The following is a 22,173-nucleotide window of genomic DNA, read 5'->3' as shown; positions in this document are numbered from 1 at the left end:
TGGTAGTGACGTGGCGCACTCGTTCCCGCAGGTCATTCGGCATGCCCCGGAATCCTGCCCGAATCCGCCCGAGCGGAGAGTGTTAGCCTGGCCCGGCGGGCTCGGTACCCACGGGTCTGTTCCGACGCCCATCTCGACCACCTCCGGAGCCAACGGCACGTGACCCTGACCCTCGCCCTCGCAGTGGCCTTCGGCATCGCGGCGATCTCACCGTTGCTGGCCCGCACCATGGGGCGGGACGCGGGATGGCCGCTCGCGGCGCTGCTCGGCGGCCTCGCCCTGTATATCTGGTTCGCCGTCCCCGTCGACACCGTCTCCACGGTCGCGTGGATGCCCGCGCTGGGCGTCGAGCTCCGCCTGTCCCTGGACCCGCTGGCCCGCGTGTTCACCATGATCGTCCTCGGGATCGGGGCCGTGGTGATGGCCTACTCGTCCCGGTACCTCGGGCGGGGTGGCGGTCACGGGGGTTACTACGGCCTGATGACGCTGTTCGCCGCGTCCATGCTCGGCCTCGTCCTGGCGGACGACGTCGTCCTGCTGTTCGTCGCGTGGGAGTTCACGACCCTCTGCTCCTTCTTCCTCATCACGCTCGCCGGCCCCAAGGGGACGCAGCCCGCGGTGCGGACGCTCCTCGTCACCGTCGCGGGCGGGCTCTGCCTGCTCACCGCCGCGGCGCTCATGGTGGTCCGCACCGGCACCACCGTCCTGTCGGAGATCCTGGTCGACCCGGTGTGGTCGGCCGACCCCGGCTTCGCCGCGGTGATCGCCGTGCTGATCGCCATGGCCGCGTTCACCAAATCCGCGCAGTTCCCGTTCCAGGCGTGGTTGCCCGACGCCATGGTCGCGGCGACCCCGGTCAGCGCGTACCTGCACGCCGCCGCCATGGTCAAGGCCGGCATCTACCTGCTGCTGCGGTTCTCCGAGGCACTGCACGACGTCCCGGTGTGGAACCTGCTCCTCATCACCTGCGGCATGACCACCGCCGTGCTCGGCGCCGTGTTCGCCATGCAGCGGGACGACCTCAAGGAACTCCTCGCCTACTCCACGATCAGCCAGCTGGGCTTCCTGGTGGCGACGATCGGCGTCGGCACCCCGGCCGCCATGGTCGCCGCGATCATCCACACCATCGCCCACGCGCTGTTCAAGTCGTCCCTGTTCATGTTCGTGGGAGTGGTCGACCAACAGACCGGCACCCGGGCCATGAGCGGACTCCCGAGGCTCTACCGCATCATGCCCGGCACGGCGATCGGGGTGGGCCTGGCCGCCGCGTCGATGGCGGGGCTGCCCCCTCTGCTGGGCTTCGTGTCCAAGGAGTGGATGTTCAAGTCCATGCTGGACGCGCCGGGGGCGGCGTGGACGGGGCCCGCGCTCGGCGCCCTGGCCGTGTTCGCCGCCACCTTCACCTTCGCCTACTCGGCACGCTTCCTGCTCGGTGGGTTCGTCACCCACGGCCCCCCGGCGGGCCCCGGACCCGAGCCGGTGCACAGCACCCCGGAGACCATCGAGGCCCCGCACGCCTCGTTCTTCCTCCCCGCCGCCCTCCCCGCGGTCCTCGGCCTGGTCCTCGGGTTCACCGGGTTCCTCCTCGAGCCGGCGGTCGCGGCCGCGGCCCGCGCCTCCCTCGGCGAGGGCTACGAGGCGGACTTCGGCCTCTGGCACGGGTTCGCGCCCGAGCTGTTCATGTCGATGGCCGTGATCACGTTCGGGATCGTGCTGGTCCTGGTGCGCAATCCCGTGGACCGCTTCCTCGACCGCGAGCTCGCCCCGATCACCGGCGTGGCGACGGTCGACGCGCTGCGCCGCTGGGCCATCGCGGGCGGGGCGCGCGTCGGCGACGTGACCCGGACCGACCGGATCTCCCGGCACGTGTGGGCCGTCCTCGTGGTGCTGGTCGCCCTCGCCGCCGTCGGCGTGGCCACCGTCCGCCCCGAACCCGAGGTGGGATCACCCGTCCGGGCGGAGGACTGGGTCGTGGTGGTGCTCCTCGTGGTGGGGACCGCGGCGATGCTCGTCTCCCGCTCCCGTCTCGGCGCCGTCGCGAACGTCGGGATCGTCGGGTTCGCCATGGCGCTGTGGTTCTTCACGCTCGGCGCGGTCGACGTGGCCCTGACCCAGCTCCTCGTCGAGGTCCTCACCGTCGTCGTCATCGTCCTGGTCCTCCAGCGTCTCCCCCGCGCCTTCCACACGGTCTCCCGCTCGCGGACGCTCGTCAGCGCGGCCGTCGCGATCGTGGTCGGCCTGGCCTCGGGCGCGGCGGTGTGGGCCATGACCGGTCGCCGGGAGCTCTCCGACGTCGGGCGGTATTTCCTCGACAACGCGGAGGAGGACACCGGCGGCATCAACGTGGTCAACACCGTCCTGGTGGACTACCGAGCGCTGGACACCCTCGGGGAGCTCACCGTGCTCGGCGTGGCAGGACTCGCGGTGATCCTCGCGCTGCACGCCAGGCGCGCCCTGCCCCGTCGCGAGGTGCCGCTCGCCGTCCACGCGGACTCGCCGCTCCTGCCCGCCCGGGACAACGGCGTCTTCCTGCGCACGTTCGCCCGGGTCCTCGGCCCCCTGATCGTGCTGCTCTCGCTCTACTTCCTCGTCCGCGGCCACAACGCCCCCGGCGGAGGCTTCAACTCGGCGCTCATCGGCGGCGCCGGGATCGCGATCTACTACCTGCGCGCGCCGAGCGACGAGGCGGCGCGGATCCGGGTGCCGTACGTCGCGGTCATCGCGGCCGGCGTGATCATCGGGGTCCTCACGGGCCTGGCGGGCTTCGCCGACGGCTCGTTCCTCCTGCCCCTGCACGCCTACCTCGGTGACGTGCACCTCACCACCGCGCTGGTCTTCGACGTGGGCGTCTACCTGGCCGTCCTCGGCGTGGTCATGGCCGCGATCGACAAGCTCGGCGGGGACGACCGGAGCGACGAACCCGCCGTCCCGCCGCCGCCCCCCGGCCCGGGCGCGGAGGCCACCGACCCGGCCACCACGGAGGACGCGGAACCGGTCCTCGACGCCGCCGACAACCGGGACGCGGCCGACAACCGGGAGGTACAGGCATGACCCTCGCGATCTCCGTCGGCGTCCTCATGGCCGGCTTCGTCTTCCTCGTCCTGCAGCGCGGGATGGTCCGGGTGATCCTCGGGTTCATCCTGCTCAGCCACGCCGCGCACCTCACGCTCATGGCGGCCGGTGGGGCATCCCGGCGCGAGGAACCGCTGGTGTCCGACCCCGACCCGTCGCTGACGGCCGACGGTCTGCCGCAGGCGTTCGTGCTCACCGCCATCGTCATCGCCTTCGCCATCACGATCTACCTGCTCGTCCTGGCGGTGATCGGCGGGGACGACGACGACACCGACGTCGGCGATCTCGACCACCTGGACCTCCTCCCGGAGATCCCGGGGGGCGCCCACCCGGAGGACCCGGAGCCCGACGAGCCGACGAACCACGACGCGGAAGGGGTCCACCGATGATGCTGGAGTCCGCCCTCACCCTGTTCGTCGCCGTCCCGTTGCTGGCGGCGGGCCTGCTCGTCGCGGTCGCCTCCAGGACGCGCCTGGTCCTGACGGTCCTGTTCGTCGTGCTCGTGGCGCAGCTGGCGGCGGCCGTCGCCACCGTGCCGTGGGTGTCGGACGGGTCGGTCGTGGTGCACCAGGTCGCGCTGTGGGCGCCCGGGGTGGCCATCCCGTTCGTGCTCGACATGTTCTCCGCTCTCATGCTCACGGTGACGAGCCTGTTGACGCTCACGTGCGCGGCCTTCGCCGTGGCGGCCGGGGAGGCGTTCAAGCGGTTCTACCCGCCGTTGGTCCTGCTCGTGACCGCCGGCGTCAACGGGGCCCTGCTCACGGGGGATCTGTTCAACTTCTTCGTCTTTGTCGAGGTCATGCTCCTGCCCTCGTACGGGCTCATGATGATCACGCGGTCCGGGCGCGCGAGCGTGGCCGGTGTCGCGGCCTCGCGGCTCTACATCTCGGTCAACCTGCTCGCCTCGACCATCCTGCTGATCGGCGTGGCCCTGATCTACGGGCTGACGGGAACCGTCAACATCGCCGAACTCCACGGGGCGGCGTCCGAGGACACCGCTGTGGCCGTGGCCGCCGCCCTGGTGCTCTTCGCGCTCGCGATCAAGGCCGCCGTGGTCCCTGTGCACGGGTGGCTGGCCCGGGCCTACCCCAAGATGTCCCCCGCGGTGACCGCGATGTTCTCCGGCCTGCACACCAAGATCGCGATCTACGCGATCTACCGCGTCTACGCGGTGATCTTCGACGGCGACTCCCGGTATCTCTGGGTGGGCGTGGTCGTGTTCTCGGCCACCATGCTGATCGGCGTCCTCGGCGCGGTCGGCGAGGCCGCGCCCCGTTCGATCCTCGCGTTCCACATGGTCAGCCAGATCGGCTACATCCTGCTCGGGGTCGCCCTGTTCGGTCCCCTCGGGCTCACCGCCGGCATCTTCTATCTGCTGCACCACATGATCGTCAAGGCCGGGTTGTTCCTGGCGATCGGCGCGATCGAGGTGCGCTACGGTCCCAGACGGCTCGGGCAGCTCTCGGGCCTGGCCAAGACCGAGCCCCTCATCGCGATCGCGTTCTTCGCCTCCGCGATGTCGCTGGCCGGGATCCCGCCCTTCTCCGGTTTCGTGGCCAAGCTCAGCCTCATCATCGCCGCCCTCGACGCCGGCCAGATCGCCGCCGCGGCCGTCGCCGTGGCGGTGAGCATCCTCACCCTGCTGTCGATGCTCAAGATCTGGACGGGCATCTTCCTCGGCGAACCCACCGCCACCGACTCCCGCACACTCCCGGAGGGTCTGGACCCCGCCTACTCCGATGCCCCGGGGATCCCCGACGGCCGGGACCGGGCCGGGCTCGACGCGGGCGGGGTCGACTCGACCGGGGGCGGGGTCGACGCGGCCGGGGGCACCACGACGGCCACCGCCACGTCCACAGCTACGGCTACGGCTACGGCTACGGCTACGGCTACGGCTACGGCCGAAGCCGGTCCCCACGACCCCGTCATGGTGCCCCCGGGTCGCCGGATCGGTCTGGCACTCGCGGCGCCCGCGCTGGCGCTGGCCGTGGTGACGTTGGCGCTGGGTCTGGGGGGTCAGGTGCTCCTGGAGCTGTCCGGGACCGCGGCGGCCAACCTGTACGACCCGACCGGATACGTCCAGGCGGTGCTCGGATGACCGCCACCCTGACCTGGCCGCTGCGGATCGGGTGGTTCCTGCTCTGGTTCTTCTGGCAGCAGACCACGACCAGCGCGAAGGTCGTCCGCGACGCCTTTCTGCCCCACGCCTCGATCACCCCGGGCTTCGTGCGGTTCCCCACGAGGTGCCGCACCGAACTCGAGGTGACCGTGCTGTCCTCGCTCATCACCCTGACCCCGGGGACGCTGACCCTGGGCGCCCACCATCCCGGGGGCGGTGAGGGGTGGGAGATCGTGGTCCACGGGATGTACTTCCCGGACCCCGACGACCTGACGGCCTCGCTACACGATATGGAGAACCACATGCTGCGGGCGATCCGGAGAGAGGGGCTGGCCCGATGATCGTCGTCGACATCGCCATCGTCCTGGTCTCCATCGCGGCCGTCCTGTCCTCCTACCGGATGGTCCGCGGACCCCACGCCGGGGACCGGGCCATCGCGGCGGACCTGCTGTTCTTCGCGTTCATCGCGCTCCTCGCCCTGGTCGGCGTGCGGGTGGACAGTCCCTTCGTCTACGACCTGGTCCTGGTCGCGACGCTGGTGGGCCTGGTCTCCGCGCTCTCGCTGGCCCGACTCATGTCCGGGGGTCGGCGATGAGCTGGGACCTGCTCGCGACCGTCCTGGGATCGGTCTCCGTCCTGGTGGGGTCCGTGGTGTTCCTCGGCGGCGCGATCGGCCTCCTGCGGTTCCCCGACCTCTACGTGCGGTCCTCGGCGATCGGGGCGGCCGCCGGACTCGGGCTGGTCTTCGTGATCGCCGGGGCCTTCCTGCTCCACCCCAGCTGGGAGGCGGCGCCGAAGGTGGCCGTGGCGGCAGTACTCCAGTTCGCCTCCTCCGCCATCGGCGCGATGGCCATCGCCCGCTCCGGGTTCCTCTCGGGTGCCGCCCCCACCACGGCGACCCGGTATTCGCAGATAGAGTTCGCGACCGACACCCCGTCCGATCCCCCGAAGGAGACCGGTGATGAGTGAGCCTCGCGACTTCCCGGACGACCCCGGGGGACCGCCGACCGACGCCACGGGGTTCGCCCTGGTCGACGATCATGTCGACGAGGACGGCACCTACAGCGAGATGAGCCTGGACGAGGCCACCCGGCGGTTGGCCCGGCTGCGCTCCCGCGGCGATCTCCGGGCGGCCTCACGGCTCATGGCGTCACTGCCCGACCAGGTCGTGGTGGACATGTTCGAGCGCAGCGCCGACCGCGACCGGGCGGTCGCGTTCCGCCTGCTGCCGAAGGGGCGCGCGCTCGTGCTGTTCGAGGCCCTCGACGCGCCGGTGCAGTCCGAACTGCTGCGCGGTCTGCGGGAGGAGCAGGTCGCCCACCTCTTCGAGGAACTCGACCCCGACGACCGCGTGGCGCTCATGGACGAGCTCCCCGCCTTCGTCGCCACGCGCCTCCTGCGCGGGCTGCCGCCCGAGGAGCGCGCACTCACCAACGAGATCCTCGGCTACCCGGCCGGCTCCATCGGCCGCAGGATGACGCCCGAGTTCGTCTCCGCCCGACCGGAGATGACGGCCGAACAGGCACTCGCGCGGGTTCATGACCGGCTCGTCGACGTCGAGACCATCTACACCATCCCCGTCGTGGACCAGGGGCGCCGACTCATCGGGGTCGTCGGCCTCCGGTCCCTGATGGGCGCGGATCCCCGCGAGCTCGTCGGGGACCTCATGAACGACGCCATCTCGATCCACGCCCGCGCCTCCGAGGAGGAGGCCGCCCGCCTCAGCGCGGACGAGCGCGTGATCGTCCTGCCGATCACGGACGAGGAGGACCGCCTCGTGGGCATCCTCACCGTCGACGACGCGCTGCGGATCCTCGAGGACGCCGAGACCGAGGACGCGGCCCGCCAGGGTGGTGCCGAGCCACTCCGTCGGCCGTACCTGTCCACGCCCGTTCGGTCCATCGTCCGCTCCCGCGTGGTGTGGCTGCTCGTACTGGCGCTGGGCGCCGCGCTCACCGTGCAGGTACTCGCGGTGTTCGAGACGACGCTCGAGCAGGTGGTCGCGCTCTCACTGTTCGTGCCGCTCATCATCGGCACCGGCGGCAACACCGGCAACCAGGCTGCCACGACGGTCACCCGAGCCCTGGCCCTCGGTGACGTGCGCCCCCGCGATGCCCTGCGGGTGCTCGTCCAGGAGGTGCGGACAGGGTTCATCCTGGGGTTGGCGCTCGGCGGGGTCGGTCTTCTAGCCGCGGGGTTCATCTTCGGATTCGACTTCGGGCTGGTCATCGGCCTCACGCTGCTGGCGCTGTGCACCATCGCCGCCACGGTGGGCGGACTCATGCCGCTGCTCGCGCAGTCGGTCAGAGCGGACCCCGCGGTGTTCTCCAACCCGTTCATCACGACGTTCGTGGACGCGATCGGGTTGATCGTGTACTTCCTCATCGCCCGCTCGGTGCTGGGGTTGTAGCGGTGCCGGGGTCGTAGTGGTGGACGTCGTCACCCTGGTCCTGCAGGCACTGGTGGTCGTGCTGGTGCTCAACATCCTGGCCTGCCTGATCCGGGTGGCCCGCGGTCCGTCCCCGCGTGACCGCGTCACCGGCGTGGTCCTGGCCGGCACCACCGGGGCGGCGTCGCTGGCGGTCCTCTCGGTGACCGGCCACCTGCCCTCGCTGCGTGACGCGGCGCTCGTCCTGGTGGCGCTGGCACTCGTCCTCACCGTCACGATGGTCACCGCCGGCACCCGATGAGCGGTGCGGACACCGTCCTCGACATCGCGGCGATCATCGCCGCGGTCCTCGGCGGTCTGTTCTTCACCGCCGGGACCCTCGGGCTCCTCCGCTTCCCGGACCTGCGCAGCCGCCTCCACGCCGTCACCAAGGCGGACACCCTCGGGTTGGGGTTCGTGATGCTCGCGCTGTCCCTCCGCGCGGACTCGGGCTGGGAGATCGCCAAGTACGCCACCATCTGGGTGCTCGGGATGGCCGTGGCCGCGGTCGCGGCCACCCTGCTCGCGACGGACCCGGACCGGGGCGCGGCGATATGAGCGCGCTCGGTGTCGATGCGCTCGAAGTGGAGGCGCTCGGCCTGCAGGCGGGGGTGATCGACCTGGGCGTGACCGACATCGTGGTGGGTGTCGCGGCCCTCGTCGCGGCGACCGTGGCCCTCACCGTGCGCGACCGGCTCACCGCGCTCGTGTCGTTCGTGTTGCTCGGCGGACTGCTGGCGCTCGTGTGGGCCGGGGTCCGCGCACCGGACGTCGCGCTCGCCGAGGCCGCCATCGGGACCGGGGTCACCGGCGCGCTCCTGGTGGACGCCGTGGCCGACCGACGCCGGGGCGCACCCCCGCGGTTCGGACGAGCGGGCGTCGCGGTGTGGTCGGTCGGCGCCCTGATCGGCGCCGGGTTCGCGGCGCTGCTCCTCCGAGCGGTCCTCGCGTCGGACGGGACGGACCGCCATCCCCCGCTCACCGACACCGTCGCCGGGGCCATGGACACCACCGCCACGGGGCACCCCATCACCGCGGTCCTGCTGGATTTCCGCGCCTACGACACCCTGCTCGAGGTCGCGGTGATCCTCGTGGCCGTGGTGGGGGCGTTCGCGCTGGCCGCCGTCGCCCCGCGGGCCACCGGGGCCGACGGGGCCGGCAGGGCGGCGGACCGGTCCGGCGGGGCCGGGGCCGGGGCCGGGCCCGTCCACCGCACGCTCGGCGACTTCCTCCGCCTGGCCTCGCCCGTCCTGCTGCTGCTGGCCGCATGGCTCTTGTTCTCCGGGGCGTACCGGCCGGGCGGAGCGTTCCAGGGCGGGGCGACCGTCGCCGGGGTGCTGATCCTCGCCACCCTCGCCGGTATCCCGCCCCGCATCCTGCACGGCAGCCGCGGCCGGTGGCTCGTGGCGATCGGTCCCACCGCGTTCCTCGCCGCCGGTGGCCTGGGGTTACTCCTGGCCGGCCACTGGCTGGCCATGCCCCCGGGCTGGGAGTCGGCGGCGACGATCGGGGTGGAGACCGCGCTCACCGTGTCCATCGGGGCGGGCCTGACCCTGCTCTTCCTGGCCGTCCGCAGGGACACCGCGCGGATCGGGGACGGTGGTCACTAGATGAGCTCGTTCGCGTGGTACTCGGCGGTCGGCTGCGTCCTGGTGGCGCTGGGCCTGGTGGTGATGCTGCTCGCGGCCGACCGCTTCCGCAGACTGGTCGCCCTCAACGTGGCCGCCTCAGGGACACTGGTCGTTCTGTTGGCCGTGGCCGGGCGAGCGCTCGATCCCGACCCCGTCCCGCACGCCCTCGCCCTCACCGGCATCGTGATCACCGTGGCGTTCACCGGCCTCGGAGTGGTGCTCGCGCGCCGGATCGACGAACTCGACGAGCAGGACGACTGTCACGACGAGAACGACCACAACGACGACGAGCCCGACAGCCAGGGGCCGGCCGACCACCGCTCCGGCGACGGGGGGCGGGACGCGTGATCGGCCCCGCCTGGGCACCGGCCCTGGTGCCATCAGTGGTGCTGCTGCCGTTGGCGGCGGCGGTCCTCGTCGTCGTCGTCCCCTCCCCCACCCGACGGGTGGTCGGACTGGTCGCCGCGGCTCTCACCGCCGCGGCCGGAATCGCCGTGGCGGCACTGGTCATCGCGCACGGCCCGCTCGTGGTGTCCCTCGGTGGGCACCGCCCCCCGCTCGGCATCGCCCTGCGCGCGGACGGGCTCAGCGCGGTGTTCCTCCTGCTCTCGGCGGTGGTGGGGGGCGTGGTGTCCGTCCACGCGGCGGTCCACCCGCCGTCGACCGGGGTCGCCGGGTCCAGGGACTGGTTCTGGCCGGCATGGCTGCTCGCGTGGTCGGGACTGGCGGCGGTGTTCGTCTCCGGCGACCTGTTCAACCTCTACGTCGCGCTGGAGATCGTGGGGCTGGCGGCGGTCCTGCTCGTCGCGCTGGGCGGTCCCGACGCCTGGCGGGCGGCCTTCCGCTACCTCATCGTGGCGGTCGCCGGCTCCCTGCTGTTCCTGTTGGCGCTCACGCTCGTGTACTCCGCCACCGGCACCCTTGATCTGGCGCTCGCGGGCTCGCGCCTCGCCGGGCCGGACTCCGGTCCCGTGCGCACTGCCGTCCTCGCGCTGACCATGGCGGGAATGGCGCTCAAATCGGCGCTGTTCCCGCTCCACGGCTGGCTCCCCGGGGCCCACGGCGACGCGCCGGCTGCGGTGAGTCCGATCCTGTCCGGCCTCGTGGTCAAGGCCTCGTTCGTCGTCGCGATCCGGGTGTGGTCCGAGGTCTCCGGGCCCGTTCCCGAGGTGGCCGCGGTGGTCGGGGTCGCGGCGGCCGGGTCGATCCTGTGGGCGGGCCTGGTCGCCCTGCGTGCCACGGGGTTCAAACAGCTCGTCGCGTACTCCACCGTCTCCCAGGTCGGATACCTGTTCCTCTTCTTCCCGCTCTCCGCGGCCGCGGCACGGGAGGGGATGCCCGCGACGGCGGCCTTGGGCGCGGTGGTCACCCTCGCCGTGGCGCACGGGCTCGCCAAGTCCGCGCTCTTCCTGGCCGCGGGGATGTTCAAGGAGCACGTCGGCGACGGCCGCATCGACTCGCTCGCCGGGCGGGGCGCCGAGCTGCCGGTGGTGACCATGGCGATCGGGATCTGCGCGGTCGGCCTTGCGGGGCTCCCCGTGACGCTCGGTTTCGCCGGCAAGTGGCAGCTGCTCTCCGCGGCCGTCGGCGTGCAGGCCTGGTGGATCGTGGCGGTGGTGGCGGCGGGCACTCTCGTGGCCGCCGGCTACCTCCTGCGCCCGCTGCAGGCACTGTTGACCGGGGCGTCCGAGGACGGGATCGACTCCGCGCCCGACCGACCGCACTCCCCCCTGCCGCGCGTGGTGACCGTGCTGCCCCTCCTGCTGGCCCTGGTGACCGTCGGCGCGACCTTCGCCGCCGTCCCGCTGGCCGAGCTCGCGATCATCGGCCAGACCCCGGGGGGCCCGCGATGACGGACCTGATCGGACTCGTCCCCGGGGGCCTGCTCGTCCTGGCGCCCCTGGCGATCTCCCTCATCACGGCCGTGGCCGTCTTCCTCATCCCCGAGGGGGGCGTCCGCGCCAGATCGACCGTCAACCTCGCCGCCGCGGTGGTCAAGCTGGGGCTCATCGCGATGATGGTGCCGCTCGTCGTGGGCGGCGCCAGGCCCGAGTGGCGGACCGCGTTGCTGCCGGGGATCGACTTCGTCCTGCGGGTCGAACCGCTGTCCCTGCTGTTCGCCGGCCTGTCGTCCCTGCTGTGGCTCCTGACCACCGTGTACGCCATCGGCTACCTCGAGGCCCGCCCGCACCGCAGCCGGTTCTTCGGGTTCTTCGCCCTGTGCGTGACCGCCACCGTCGGCATCGCCTTCTCCGGGAACCTCGTGACGTTCCTGCTGTTCTACGAACTGCTCACGCTGGTCACCTACCCGCTGGTGGTGCACAACGGCACCGCGGCCGCGCGACGCTCCGGCCGCCTCTACATGCTGTACACGCTCGGCGGCGGGCTGAGCCTGCTCACCGGGATCGTCTGGCTCTCCGCCCTCGTCGGCGACGTCGAGTTCACCCCGGGCGGTGTCGAGGCGGTGGGCGCGCTCGCGACCGACTCACCGGCCACGGCCGTCGCGATCTTCGTCCTCATGGTCGCGGGCCTCGGCGTCAAGGCCGCCCTGTTCCCCCTCCACGGATGGCTGCCGCGCGCGATGGTCGCGCCCGCACCCGTCAGCGCCCTCCTCCACGCGGTGGCAGTGGTCAAGGCGGGCGTGTTCGGCCTGGTGCGGGTGATCGACGACGTCTACGGCGTGGAGGTGGCCGCGACTCTCGGGGTCCTGACGCCGCTGCTCGTCCTAGCCTCCTTCACCGTGCTCTACGGGTCGCTGCGCGCGCTGTTCCAGGACGACCTCAAGAAGCGGCTCGCGTACTCCACCGTCAGCCAGGTCTCCTACATCACGCTGGGGATCACGCTGGTGAGCGCGGTCGGCACCGCCGGCGGCCTGGCCCACCTCGTGCACCAGGGCCTCATGAAGATCACCCTGTTCTTCTGCGCCGGGCTGTTCGCCGAGGTCCTGGGGATCAAGACCGTCTCGGCCCTGGCCGGGCTCGGCCGCCGCATGCCGTGGACGTGCGCCGCGTTCACCGTGGGCGCGTTCGGCATGATCGGCGTCCCGCCGGTCGCGGGGTTCATCTCCAAATGGGAACTGGGGCTCGGGGCCCTCGACTCGGAGAACCAATGGGTGATCTGGGTGCTGGTGGCCAGTGCGGTGCTCAACAGCGCGTACTTCCTCCCGCCCGTGGTGGCCATGTGGTTCCGACGCGCGGAGGCCCGCCACGACACCCCCGAGTACCGGCGACGGCCCAGGATCGAAGCACCTGCCGCCCTCCTCGTCCCCGCGGTCATCACCGCCGGGCTCTCCCTCGCCGTCGGGATCGTCGCGGCCGCCCCCTACGCCCCGTTGGCCATGGCCACCTTCATCGCGAGGGGGGTGTTCCCATGACCACGGCCCTGTGGACCGCCACCTTCGTGCTCCCGCTCCTCGTCGCCGCGGGGTTGGGGGTTCTGGCCACCCGCAGCGCCGACGAGCCGGGCGCTGGGACCGTACTGCTGCTCCGCCTGGCCCCCCTCACCTGCCTGCCCGCGCTCCTGCTCACCGTGGCCCCCGGGGCGGGCCAGGGCCTCCCGCTCGACGTGCCCTGGCTGCTCGTGGGGACCAGCCTGGAACTCGACGCGCTCGCCCGCCCCCTGGTGTTGGTGTCCGCCCTGCTCTACGGCTCGGCGGTGGCCGCGGTGGCGTGGACGGGCACGGACCGCGGTCGCGACCTGGTGGCGTTCCTGCTGATCTGCCACGCCGGCACCACCGCGGTCTTCACCGCGGCCGACGCGGTCACCTTCTACCTCGGGTACGCGGTGATGAGCTTCGCCGCCTACGGGCTGGTCGTGCACTACCGGACCGAGGCGGCGATGCGGGCCGGGCGCGTCTACCTGGTGCTCACCGTGGTGAGCGAGACCGCCATCCTGGCCGCGATCCTCATGGTGGCCGCCGCGGGCGGGACGCGTCTGGCCGACGCACCGGCCGCCGTGGCCGAGGCGCAGAACACCGGGGTGATCGTCGCGCTCCTGCTGATCGGGTTCGGCGTGAAGGCCGGGACACTCCCCCTGCACGTGTGGCTCCCGCTCGCCCACCCGGCGGCACCGCCCGCCGCGAGCGCCGTCCTGTCCGGGGCGATGGTCAAGGCCGGCCTCGTGGGATGGCTGCGTTTCCTCCCGCTCGGTGAGGTGTCCCTGCCCGGGTGGGGCCTGACCCTAGTGCTGCTGGCGTTGGGCGGGGCGTTCCTCGCGGTCCCGGCCGGTGAGCTGCAGAAGGACCCCAAGGTGGTGCTGGCCTACTCCACCATCAGCCAGATGGGGTTCCTCGCCGCCCTCGTGGGCGTGGCGCTGGCCGCCCCCGAACTCGCGCCCGCGGTCGCACCGGCCGCCGTGGCCTACGCGGTGCACCACGCTCTGGCCAAGGGCGCGCTGTTCCTCGGCGTCCCGGTGTGGAAGCACCACGCCCGGGGGGTCAGGCGGTGGATCGTCGGGGCGGGGCTGGTCGGCGCCGGGCTCGCGGTGGCGGGGGCCCCGTTCAGCTCCGGCTCGGTGGGCAAGTACGCCGCCAAGTCGGCCGTCGGCGAGGCCACAGTGCTGGGGATGGACCTCGTCTCCCTGCTCCCGCTCATCGCGACCGGCTCGACCCTGCTCCTCCTGCGCTTCGGGTGGCTGCTCGCCCACGGTGAGCCGGAGACCCGCCGGCGTGGGGACGCCGAACTCGGCGCGTGGCTGGTCCTGGTGGCCGGCGGCATCGCCCTGCCCTGGGTGGTCACCGACCTGTGGCTGCCCGTCGGGTCGGTCCCCGGCCTCGACGCCGTGACCCTGTGGGACGCCACGTGGCCGATCCTTCTGGGGCTCGCGATCGGCGGCCTGGCCTGGTGGCTGTCCGCCCGGGACATCCTGCCCGGGTGGGCCGCGCACCCCGATGGCCGCGCGCTGCCGCCCGGGGACCTGGTCGTCCCGGAGGAACGACTGGCCCGCTCGGCGGTGGCCCTCACGCGGTCCGCCGCCGTGGCCCCCCGACACGTACAGGGCCGGGTCACCGACCGCCTGTCCACACACCACCCCGCAGCCACAGCGGGGAGCGGGATCGACGCGATCGAGACGTTCCTGCGCTCCCGCGCCGGCCGCGGCCTGCTCCTGCTGGGCCTGGCCACCGTCCTCGTCGCCGCGGAGGTGGCCTCATGACCGGCTACGTGCGGGCCGGAGCGGTCCGCTTTCTGGTTCTGCTGCTCCTGTGGTGGATCCTCGCCGAGGGCGACACCCGGTTCTGGCACTACGGCCTCGTCGCGACCGCGGCCGCGACGGCCGTGAGCCTCCGGGCGGTCCCACCCGCGCGCCCGCGGACCGGTCGGCGACCGTGGGAGATCCCCGCGTTGGCGGGATGGTTCCTGCTGGCGCTCCTGCGTGGCGGAGTCGACGTGGCCCGCCGGGCACTGGATCCCCGGATGCCCATCTCGCCGCACACCCGGCGTCTGCCGATCCGGTCCGGGACCCCGGCGGGACGCCGACTTGCGCTCTGGATGATCAACCTCATGCCCGGGACCCTGGTCTCGGACGAGGGCGAGGACTGGGTGGACCTGCACGTGCTCGCCGCGGACATCGACGCGGAACAGGCCTGGGCCGGACTCGAGCGGCGCCTGGGTCGCATCATCGGGGACTGACCCCCACCGACCGGGCCAGGTCGGGCGAACGGGTCGGCAGAACCGGCCGACGGATCCGGCCGGGTGGCCGCCCCCACCGGGGTAACGTGACACGTGTCACTTTCTCCCCGGTTGCTCCATTCTGCCGAAGGGCACGCATGACCCACGACGACCCCGCCCCGCCGCTCATGCCCGAACTAGCCTGCTACGGCCTGGCCGGTCACAGCGCGTCACCGGCCGATCTCATCACCGAGGCCGCCCGCGCAGAGGAGCTGGGACTCGGGTCGATCCTGCTGTCCGAGCGCTTCGCCCTCAAGGACGCGGCCGTCATGGCCGGGGCGGCGGTCGCGGCGACCACCCGGATCGGCGTGGGGACCGCCGCGACCAACCACAACACCCGCCACCCGCTGGTGACGGCCACCATGGCCACCACGCTGCACCGGATGTCCGGCGGCCGGTACGCGTTCGGGCTGGGCCGCGGCATCCCGCTCCTGTTCGACATCATGGGCCTGCCCCACGTCACGTCCGCGCAGCTCGAGGACGCGGTGGGCATCTACCGCACGCTGTGGCACGGCGGGTCGGTGGCGGGGCACGACGGCCCGGCGGGCAGCTATCCCTATCTCGTGCAGGACGCCTCGTTCGACGAGGACATCCCGGTGCTGCTCATGGCCATGGGGGACAACTCGCTCCGGCTCGCCGGACGGATCGCCGACGGCGTGGTCCTGCACACCTTCATGTCCGACACCGCCGTGGCCAGATCCGTCCGGCTGGTCCGCGAGGCCGCCGAGCGGGCCGGCCGCGATCCGGCGCAGGTGCGGATCTGGTCGGTGATGGCGACCATCGAGGACTCGCTCGACGAGACCGCGCGTCTGCGCAAACTCGTCGGTCGCCTGGCCACCTACCTCACCGGGTACGGCGACGTGCTGGTCCGGGTAAACGGCTGGGACCCGGCGGGGCTGGAGCGGTTCCGCGCCGACGAACGCCTGTCCGCCCACTCCGGTGCGCTCGACGCGACCGACGACCTCGACATCCTCCGTCACGCCCGCGACGTGCTGCCCGACGAGTGGCTCGCCTGCGCGGCGGTCGGCAGCGCCGAGCACTGCTCAGGCCGCATCGAGGGCCAGCTCGCGCTCGGCGCGGACTCCGTCGTCCTGCACGGCGCCACCCCCGACGAGCTCGCCCCGGTCCTGGACGCCTGGCGCCGCCGACGGGATCCCCGTCGGTTCGATCATCTCTCACCCAACCCCGGACGTCTCCACCTGCGGAAGGACCCCCAGTCATGACCAGCATCGAGTCGAGCCCGGCGATCGTCTGCACCCCGGAGGACGTGACCGCCGAGTGGCTCACCGAGGCGCTCGGCACGCCGGTCCGGTCGGCACGGACCGAGGCCGTGGGGACCGGTCAGATCGGCTGCTGCGTGGTCGCCCACGTCGACGGCGACGGGCTCCCGCCGACGCTGTTCGTCAAGCTCCCGAACCCCGACGAGGGCATGCGTCCGCTGTTGCACGGCGTCTACCGGAGCGAGGTGCTGTTCTACCGCGACCTCGCCCCCACCGTGGCCGTGCGGGTGCCGCGGGCGCGGTTCGCCGCGCTCGGGGAGCGGGAGGGCGAGTTCACGCTCGTGCTCGACGACGTGGCGCCGCTGGTCCAGGGCGACCAGCTCACCGGGCTGACCATCGAGGACGCCCGCGACTGCGCGGTCAACCTGGCCGGGTTGCACGGCCCGCGCTGGTGCGATCCGGCGCTACGCGGCATCGACGGCCTCTCCTGCCCCTCCGCAGAGGACAACGTCACCCTCCAGGAACTCGGCGGGCCGGCGCTGGAGGCCTTCCTCTCGGAGTTGGGGGACCGGCTCGACGACGACGAGCAACGGATCCTGTCTGAGATTGCGCCGCTGATCGCCGACTGGGCCAACGGGCGGACCGATCGCTTCGCGCTGCTGCACTCCGACTACCGCGCCGACAACATGCTGATCGACCCCTCCGGGGACCGGCCGTCCCTGGCGTGCGACTGGCAGACCCTCACGGTGGGGCTGCCCGGGCGCGACCTGAGCGGCTTCCTCGGCTCCAGCCTGGACGTCGCCGACCGCCGGGCCGCCGAACGCGGAATAGTGGCCGACTACCACCGCGCGCTCGTCGGGCACGGGGTGACCGACTACTCCCTCGAGACCTGCTGGGACGACTACATCTACGGGCTGCTCCAGACCCCGGTGCTCGGGATCTTCGGCTGGATGTACGGCACCCGGACCACGCGCGGGGACGAGATGTTCGCCCTGCTCATGCGGCGGGCCTGTCGGGCGATCGCCGATCACGACGCCCTGACGGTGGTTCGCGGCGGCTGACGGGGCCCGGGCGGGACGCCCGCGCACGAGGAGGGCCCGACCCCGCTGGTCGCGGGATCGGGCCCTTCGTCTCAGTCGAGCTCGGCTGAATCGTGCTCGGTCGAATCGTGCTCGGTCGAATCGTGCTCGGCTACGGAGTGGTCACTCCTGGCGACGGTGGTTGCCGCGCGGACCGGACTCGACGCCGGCCTTCACGGCTTCGCACAGACTCTGGTCGACGGCCGCCCAGTAGGCGTACACGCGCTCGAGCAGCTCGGTCTCGGACGGGTCGATCTTGCTGACATGGCCGGCGATGTTGCCCGCCAGGCGCCCGCGGGCGGCGTCGTCGAGGACCTCCCGGTACAGCGTCGTCGCCTGCGCCTGGTCGGTGTCGTCGGAGTGCGGCGACACGTCCCCGCGGTAGATCTCCGAGCCCTTGGTGTCCCAATCACCGAAGTCGAACGCCTGGGCCGGATCCGCGACCGGGCCGTCGAGGGTGTTGGGGGCGTACTCGGCCTGGGCCGGGTGCGGGAACTCGTACTGCATGGCGCCCTCCTTGGAGTAGGAGTTCACCGGCGACAGCGGACGGTTGACCGGCACCTGCTGGTAGTTGGGGCCGATGCGGTAGCGCTGGATGTCCGGGTACGCGAAGACGCGGCCGAGGAGCATCTTGTCGGGCGAGAAGCCGATGCCCTTGACGATGTTGGTCGGCGCGAACGCGGCCTGCTCGATCTGGGCGTGGTGGTTCTGCGGGTTCCGGTTCAGCGTCATGGTGCCGACCTTGCGCAGCGGGTAGTCCTTCTGCGACCAGACCTTGGTGAGGTCGAACGGGTTGAAGCGGTAGGTCGCCGCCTCGTCGACCGGCATCACCTGGACGTGCAGGTCCCACGACGGGAACTCGCCGTTGCTGATGGACTCGTAGAGGTCCTGGCGGTGGTAGTCGGCGTTCTCACCGGCGAGCTTGTCGGCCTCGGCCTGGGTGAGGAAGTCGATGCCCTGGTTGGTCTTGAAGTGGAACTTGACCCAGTGGCGCACGCCGGCGGCGTTGATGAACTGGTAGGTGTGCGAGCCGAAGCCGTCCATGTGGCGCCAGGTGGCGGGGATGCCGCGGTCGCCCATGAGCCAGGTGACCTGGTGGGTCGACTCGGGGCTCAGGGTCCAGAAGTCCCACTGCATGGCGTGGTTGCGCAGCCCGGAGGCGTTCTTGCGGCGCTGCGAGTGGATGAAGTCGGGGAACTTGAGGGCGTCGCGGACGAAGAAGACCGGCGTGTTGTTGCCGACCATGTCGTAGTTGCCCTCGTCGGTGTAGAACTTCAGGGCGAAGCCGCGCGGGTCGCGCCAGGTGTCCGGGCTCCCCTTCTCGCCGGCGACGGTGGAGAAGCGGGCGAGCATCGGGGTCGTGACGCCCTGCTGGAACAGGCCGGCGCAGGTGATGTCCGAGACGTCCTCGGTGGTGACGAACTCGCCGAAGGCGCCCGAACCCTTGGCGTGGGGCAGACGCTCCGGGACGTTCTCGCGGTTGAAGTGGGCGAGCTTCTCGATCAGGTAGAAGTCGTGGATCGGCTGCGGACCCAGCTCGCCCAACCGGGCGCTGAACTCGTCGCTCGGTACCGGCTGGCCACTGTCGGTGGTGGTGGCGGACTTGGGCTGGAAGTCGCGTACGCCGCGGTCGGCGGGATGCGTGGTCACGTCTGGTGCTCCTCGTTGTGGTGGGGTGATGGGCGATGTGGTCTGCGTCTCAGTCTTAACCGAGCCGGGCACGGCCCGCCTGACATTCGGGACATGTGCCCCAGTAGTTGACCTCGGCCTCGTCGATCAGGAAGCCGTGATCGTGATCCGCCTGCAGGCAGGGCGCATGCCCCACCGCGCATTCGACATCCTCGATCCGGCCACACTGCCGGCACACGAGGTGGTGGTGGTTGTCCCCAGTGCGGCGTTCGTACCGGGCCGGTGAGCCGGCCGGTTCGATGCGCCGCATGAGTCCGACGTCGGTGCACACACGCAGCGCGTCGTAGACGGTCTGCGTGGACACCGCGCCCAGCCGCTCCCGGACCAGTACCGCGACGTCCTCCGCCGCGATGTGGGGACGACTGTCGACGACCGCGAGGACCGCCAACCGAGGAGAGGTGACCCTCAACCCGGCTGTCCGGAGCAGCGCTCCCGGATCCTGCATTTGCGTCGTCATGGTCATCACCCTAGCCGACTTTCTGGAACTGGTCCAGAAAAGGACTGGTTCCGCTTTGGTAACGATGTCGGCTGCACCGCAGCTGCTCGCCCTGCTGCCGTCGCACGCGCCGACTAGGCTGATCAGCGATGCCGAACCCGCAGGAGGACGCCATGACGGAGACCGCCACCGGACCGGTCGTGTGTGGTTACGACGGTTCGCGGGACGCCCGCCGGGCAGTGGCCTGGGCCGCGAACTGGGCGCGCGACCACGATGCGAGCCTCGAGGTGATCTCCGCCGACCGCGCCGTCGGCCGCGTGGTCGCCTTCGACGAGACCGCCCGGGCCAACGTCGAGGGAGCCATGCGGGACCAGCTCACCGACCTCGTCGGACAGGTCCCGGCGATCTACCGCGTGGTCGCCGACAGCCCCGTCGGCGCGCTCGTCGAGACCACCGGATACGCCTCGGCGATCGTCGTGGGCAGCCGCGGCCTGACCGCCCGCGAGGACTTCGCCATGGGGTCCACCTCAGCCGGGGTGGTCGAACACGCGAGGTGCCCCGTCCTCGTGATCACCCCGCGCACACCGGAGGGCCACAGCAGCGGCCCGGTGGTCCTGGCCGCCGACGGATCCGAGGCCGGGGACCCCGCCGCGGCGTTCGCCTTCGCCGAGGCCGAGAGGCGGGGCGCCACCCTGCGGGTGGTCCACTCCGTCGAGGTCCCCCGGTTGCCCGGCGCGTCGCTGTTCGACCTGGACCAGCTGGCCGAGAGCGTGCTGGCCGAGGACGAGAAGGTGGTCACCGACGCCCTCGCGCCGCACGAGGCCCGCCACCCGGGCGTCACCGTCGACCTGGTCCTCGTGGTCGGCGAACCCGCCACCACCATCGCCACCGAGGCCGCGGGCGCCGCGCTCCTGGTCACCGGATCGCGCGGACACGGCGGGTTCGCCGGCCTCCTGCTCGGATCGGTCAGTCGGCGGCTGCTCCAGACGGCGCCGTGCGCTGTCGCCGTCGTCCGCCCCACCGACTGACCCTCCCCGCCCAACCCCACCCCATTCACCCCGTCCAACCCCATCCGGTCCCATCCGGCCCCATCCAGAAGTCGGTTCCGCACGCATCGGCCGAGAAGAGGGTGCGCGGAACGCTCTTATCGATGCGGGTGGGGGCGGGGTCCGGGCGACAGAGGGACTGGCGCTACGCGGGCCCGATCCGGAGCATGCGCGTGAGCGTGGGTTGCCACATGACACCCGGGGCGTCACCGCGGGAGACCACGGTGCCGGTGAGCTCCATCGGCTCGTCCAGCGGTGCCACGCCCACGAAGGAACGCGCCACCTCCCGGCCGGTCTCCACATCCGTCGAGGTCACATCCACCGGGCCGAACTTCTGCGCCAGCCCCTGATCGAGCAGGGGTCCGAGCTCCGGGCCGAGCCCTAGTTCCGCCCGCGGCGGGCCGTAGGCCAGCGCGTGGATCTGCCCGTCACCGGTCGTGAGCTTGGGGAGCGACGCGGTGCGGGCGAGCGAGGTCCACGCCCGGGAGCAGCTGCCGTCCGCGCCCCCGGTCCCGTCGGCCCGCACGTCGATGCGGGTCATCCCACCGGTGTACGGCGCGGAGGCGGGGAGGGCCGGGCCGTCGACGGCGAACGGCGGGTACTCATACCCGTAGGTGTTGACCAGCACGAGCGAGTCCCCGACCGCGATGATCGAGTTCTCCGTGGCCGCAGGTCCCTCGATCAGCACGCCGTCCGGAGCGGCGGAGGCCGGTGCGAGCGAGGTCGCGAACGCCGGCATCCGGCACACCTCCGAACCGTCGGATCGGCGCAGGACGATCAGATCGGGGTGCTCGGCGTCGTCGGTGATCGCCACCAGCGAGTCGCCCGGGCCGAAGTACGTTGGCGTGGTTCCGGAGCCGTGCGCCAGCAGGCCGGGTTTGCGCGCCGGGCCCACCTCATAACCGTGCCGCCAGCTCACGACCGGGGTCCCGTCCGACTCGAGATCGATCTCGTAGAGGGCCCGGGTGGCGATCACCGACGCGCCGCCGGGTCGGACCGTCAGCCCGTTGGTGATCCTCTCCCCTGCGGGCAGGGCGAGGGTGCGCACGGTGTCGTCGTCGCCCGGCCGAACGGTTCCCACCACCCCACCGGAGGTCGCGAACCAGACCCGACCGTCGAACGCCGGGATCAGGCCGGTGACCGCGTCGCCGTCGGGGACGCCCGCGGACAGGTCCGCCAGGACGTCGACCGACATGTGCCAGGTGCCGTTCGGGTCGCGGTGGTGCCCCACGGCGAGGAGCCTGCGGTTGCCGTCGGCCACCACCACCCGGTCGCGGTCGTCGAGGTAGCCGTACACCCCGCCGAGGAGCGCACCCTTGGCCAGCTGCACCTCTGCGAGTACCGCCGCGGTGTCGGGATGGAAGAGCTTGACCGTCGGCGCGAGCGGGGTCGGCGGATGGAGCCCCACATACGAGGTGCACAGGGCGACGGGCATGCCGTCGGTGCCGACGAACACGGTCGAACAGGTCGCCCCCGTCAGCGCGCCCACGATCGCGGGGTTCGCACCCGGCCCCCGACCGGGCATCGTGTCGGTGGAGGCCACGTCCCCGTGCACCGTGGAGGTGCCGGCGGGGCCGAGTCCGGGCGGTGCGGCCACCGTGGGCCCGGGCTGCGGAGCGTGCGGCTGCGCGGCGGCCGTCGGGGAGCTCAGCACCACCACACTCGTCACCGTCGCGGCCAGAACCGCGGTCAGTGTCGCGGTGCCAGCGGCGGTGAGTGCCGCGAAGCCGGTCGAGTCGATCCTGCCCGGTGCGCCCATGGGACCGATTCCACCACGGACCCAGGCG

21 protein-coding genes are annotated in these 22,173 nt (G+C 72.1%); 18 read left to right on the top strand and 3 right to left on the bottom strand.

Features of this window, described 5'->3' with window-relative positions:
• Positions 1-159: 159 nt before the first annotated feature.
• The 17 genes from ABIE38_RS09945 (at position 160) to ABIE38_RS09865 (ending at position 17,197) form a co-directional block, all read left to right on the top strand.
• A complete protein-coding gene (locus ABIE38_RS09945) occupies positions 160-3,051 on the top strand; it encodes a DUF4040 family protein (protein ID WP_354055842.1) in 2,892 nt (963 codons plus the stop codon).
• Positions 3,048-3,461: a sodium:proton antiporter gene (locus tag ABIE38_RS09940; protein ID WP_182644693.1), complete on the top strand. Its 414-nt coding sequence runs from the start codon at positions 3,048-3,050 to the stop codon at positions 3,459-3,461. Before ABIE38_RS09945 ends, ABIE38_RS09940 begins: the two co-directional genes overlap by 4 nt.
• Positions 3,458-5,170, top strand: a complete 1,713-nt coding sequence (locus tag ABIE38_RS09935; protein ID WP_354055840.1) for a monovalent cation/H+ antiporter subunit D family protein — start codon at positions 3,458-3,460, stop codon at positions 5,168-5,170. The genes ABIE38_RS09940 and ABIE38_RS09935 overlap by 4 nt, the downstream gene beginning before the upstream one ends.
• Positions 5,167-5,532 carry a Na+/H+ antiporter subunit E gene (locus ABIE38_RS09930; RefSeq protein WP_354055838.1) on the top strand — a complete coding sequence of 122 codons (366 nt, stop codon included), beginning with the start codon at positions 5,167-5,169 and terminating at the stop codon, positions 5,530-5,532. Before ABIE38_RS09935 ends, ABIE38_RS09930 begins: the two co-directional genes overlap by 4 nt.
• On the top strand, positions 5,529-5,786 hold the full coding sequence (locus tag ABIE38_RS09925) for an MrpF/PhaF family protein (protein ID WP_182645711.1): 258 nt from the start codon (positions 5,529-5,531) through the stop codon (positions 5,784-5,786). Before ABIE38_RS09930 ends, ABIE38_RS09925 begins: the two co-directional genes overlap by 4 nt.
• Positions 5,783-6,160 carry a cation:proton antiporter gene (locus tag ABIE38_RS09920; protein ID WP_182645712.1) on the top strand — a complete coding sequence of 126 codons (378 nt, stop codon included), beginning with the start codon at positions 5,783-5,785 and terminating at the stop codon, positions 6,158-6,160. The genes ABIE38_RS09925 and ABIE38_RS09920 overlap by 4 nt, the downstream gene beginning before the upstream one ends.
• Positions 6,153-7,601 carry a magnesium transporter gene (gene mgtE, locus ABIE38_RS09915; RefSeq protein WP_354055836.1) on the top strand — a complete coding sequence of 483 codons (1,449 nt, stop codon included), beginning with the start codon at positions 6,153-6,155 and terminating at the stop codon, positions 7,599-7,601. The genes ABIE38_RS09920 and mgtE overlap by 8 nt, the downstream gene beginning before the upstream one ends.
• Before the next feature lie 19 nt (positions 7,602-7,620).
• Entirely contained in the window at positions 7,621-7,881 is a 261-nt protein-coding gene (locus ABIE38_RS09910; RefSeq protein ID WP_354055834.1) for an MrpF/PhaF family protein, read from the top strand.
• Positions 7,878-8,177 (top strand): cation:proton antiporter, encoded by a 300-nt coding sequence (locus ABIE38_RS09905; protein ID WP_354055832.1) that lies wholly within the window; start codon positions 7,878-7,880, stop codon positions 8,175-8,177. Before ABIE38_RS09910 ends, ABIE38_RS09905 begins: the two co-directional genes overlap by 4 nt.
• Positions 8,174-9,229, top strand: a complete 1,056-nt coding sequence (locus ABIE38_RS09900) for a hydrogenase subunit MbhD domain-containing protein (RefSeq protein ID WP_354055830.1) — start codon at positions 8,174-8,176, stop codon at positions 9,227-9,229. The genes ABIE38_RS09905 and ABIE38_RS09900 overlap by 4 nt, the downstream gene beginning before the upstream one ends.
• On the top strand, positions 9,230-9,598 hold the full coding sequence (locus tag ABIE38_RS09895; protein WP_354055828.1) for an NADH-quinone oxidoreductase subunit K: 369 nt from the start codon (positions 9,230-9,232) through the stop codon (positions 9,596-9,598).
• On the top strand, positions 9,595-11,103 hold the full coding sequence (locus ABIE38_RS09890; RefSeq protein ID WP_354055827.1) for a complex I subunit 5 family protein: 1,509 nt from the start codon (positions 9,595-9,597) through the stop codon (positions 11,101-11,103). Before ABIE38_RS09895 ends, ABIE38_RS09890 begins: the two co-directional genes overlap by 4 nt.
• Positions 11,100-12,623, top strand: coding sequence for a proton-conducting transporter transmembrane domain-containing protein (locus ABIE38_RS09885; protein ID WP_354055826.1), 1,524 nt, complete (start codon positions 11,100-11,102; stop codon positions 12,621-12,623). Before ABIE38_RS09890 ends, ABIE38_RS09885 begins: the two co-directional genes overlap by 4 nt.
• A complete protein-coding gene (locus ABIE38_RS09880; RefSeq protein WP_354055824.1) occupies positions 12,620-14,401 on the top strand; it encodes a proton-conducting transporter transmembrane domain-containing protein in 1,782 nt (593 codons plus the stop codon). Before ABIE38_RS09885 ends, ABIE38_RS09880 begins: the two co-directional genes overlap by 4 nt.
• The gene (locus ABIE38_RS09875; RefSeq protein ID WP_354055822.1) at positions 14,398-14,877 is read left to right on the top strand and encodes a Na+/H+ antiporter subunit E; all 480 of its coding nucleotides are present in this window, start codon (positions 14,398-14,400) and stop codon (positions 14,875-14,877) included. Before ABIE38_RS09880 ends, ABIE38_RS09875 begins: the two co-directional genes overlap by 4 nt.
• A gap of 137 nt (positions 14,878-15,014) precedes the next feature.
• The gene (locus ABIE38_RS09870; RefSeq protein WP_354055820.1) at positions 15,015-16,139 is read left to right on the top strand and encodes a TIGR03857 family LLM class F420-dependent oxidoreductase; all 1,125 of its coding nucleotides are present in this window, start codon (positions 15,015-15,017) and stop codon (positions 16,137-16,139) included.
• A complete protein-coding gene (locus ABIE38_RS09865) occupies positions 16,136-17,197 on the top strand; it encodes a phosphotransferase family protein (RefSeq protein WP_354055818.1) in 1,062 nt (353 codons plus the stop codon). Before ABIE38_RS09870 ends, ABIE38_RS09865 begins: the two co-directional genes overlap by 4 nt.
• A gap of 141 nt (positions 17,198-17,338) precedes the next feature.
• Here the strand turns inward: ABIE38_RS09865 and ABIE38_RS09860 are convergent, their stop codons facing one another.
• Positions 17,339-18,865, bottom strand: a complete 1,527-nt coding sequence (locus ABIE38_RS09860) for a catalase (RefSeq protein ID WP_354055816.1) — start codon at positions 18,863-18,865, stop codon at positions 17,339-17,341.
• Positions 18,866-18,920: 55 nt separating this feature from the next.
• The gene (locus ABIE38_RS09855) at positions 18,921-19,361 is read right to left on the bottom strand and encodes a Fur family transcriptional regulator (protein ID WP_354055814.1); all 441 of its coding nucleotides are present in this window, start codon (positions 19,359-19,361) and stop codon (positions 18,921-18,923) included.
• 128 nt (positions 19,362-19,489) lie between these two features.
• Here ABIE38_RS09855 and ABIE38_RS09850 point away from each other — a divergent pair, with 128 nt between their 5' ends.
• A complete protein-coding gene (locus tag ABIE38_RS09850) occupies positions 19,490-20,368 on the top strand; it encodes a universal stress protein (protein WP_354055812.1) in 879 nt (292 codons plus the stop codon).
• A 163-nt stretch (positions 20,369-20,531) separates the two neighbouring features.
• Here the strand turns inward: ABIE38_RS09850 and ABIE38_RS09845 are convergent, their stop codons facing one another.
• A complete protein-coding gene (locus ABIE38_RS09845) occupies positions 20,532-22,145 on the bottom strand; it encodes a hypothetical protein (protein WP_354055811.1) in 1,614 nt (537 codons plus the stop codon).
• Positions 22,146-22,173: the final 28 nt, after the last annotated feature.

This window comes from Dietzia sp. 2505, assembly GCF_040546785.1.
Lineage (GTDB): Bacteria > Actinomycetota > Actinomycetes > Mycobacteriales > Mycobacteriaceae > Dietzia.
Note: the sequence above shows the minus strand (reverse complement) of the source record. Positions and strands in the feature narration are given on the sequence as shown.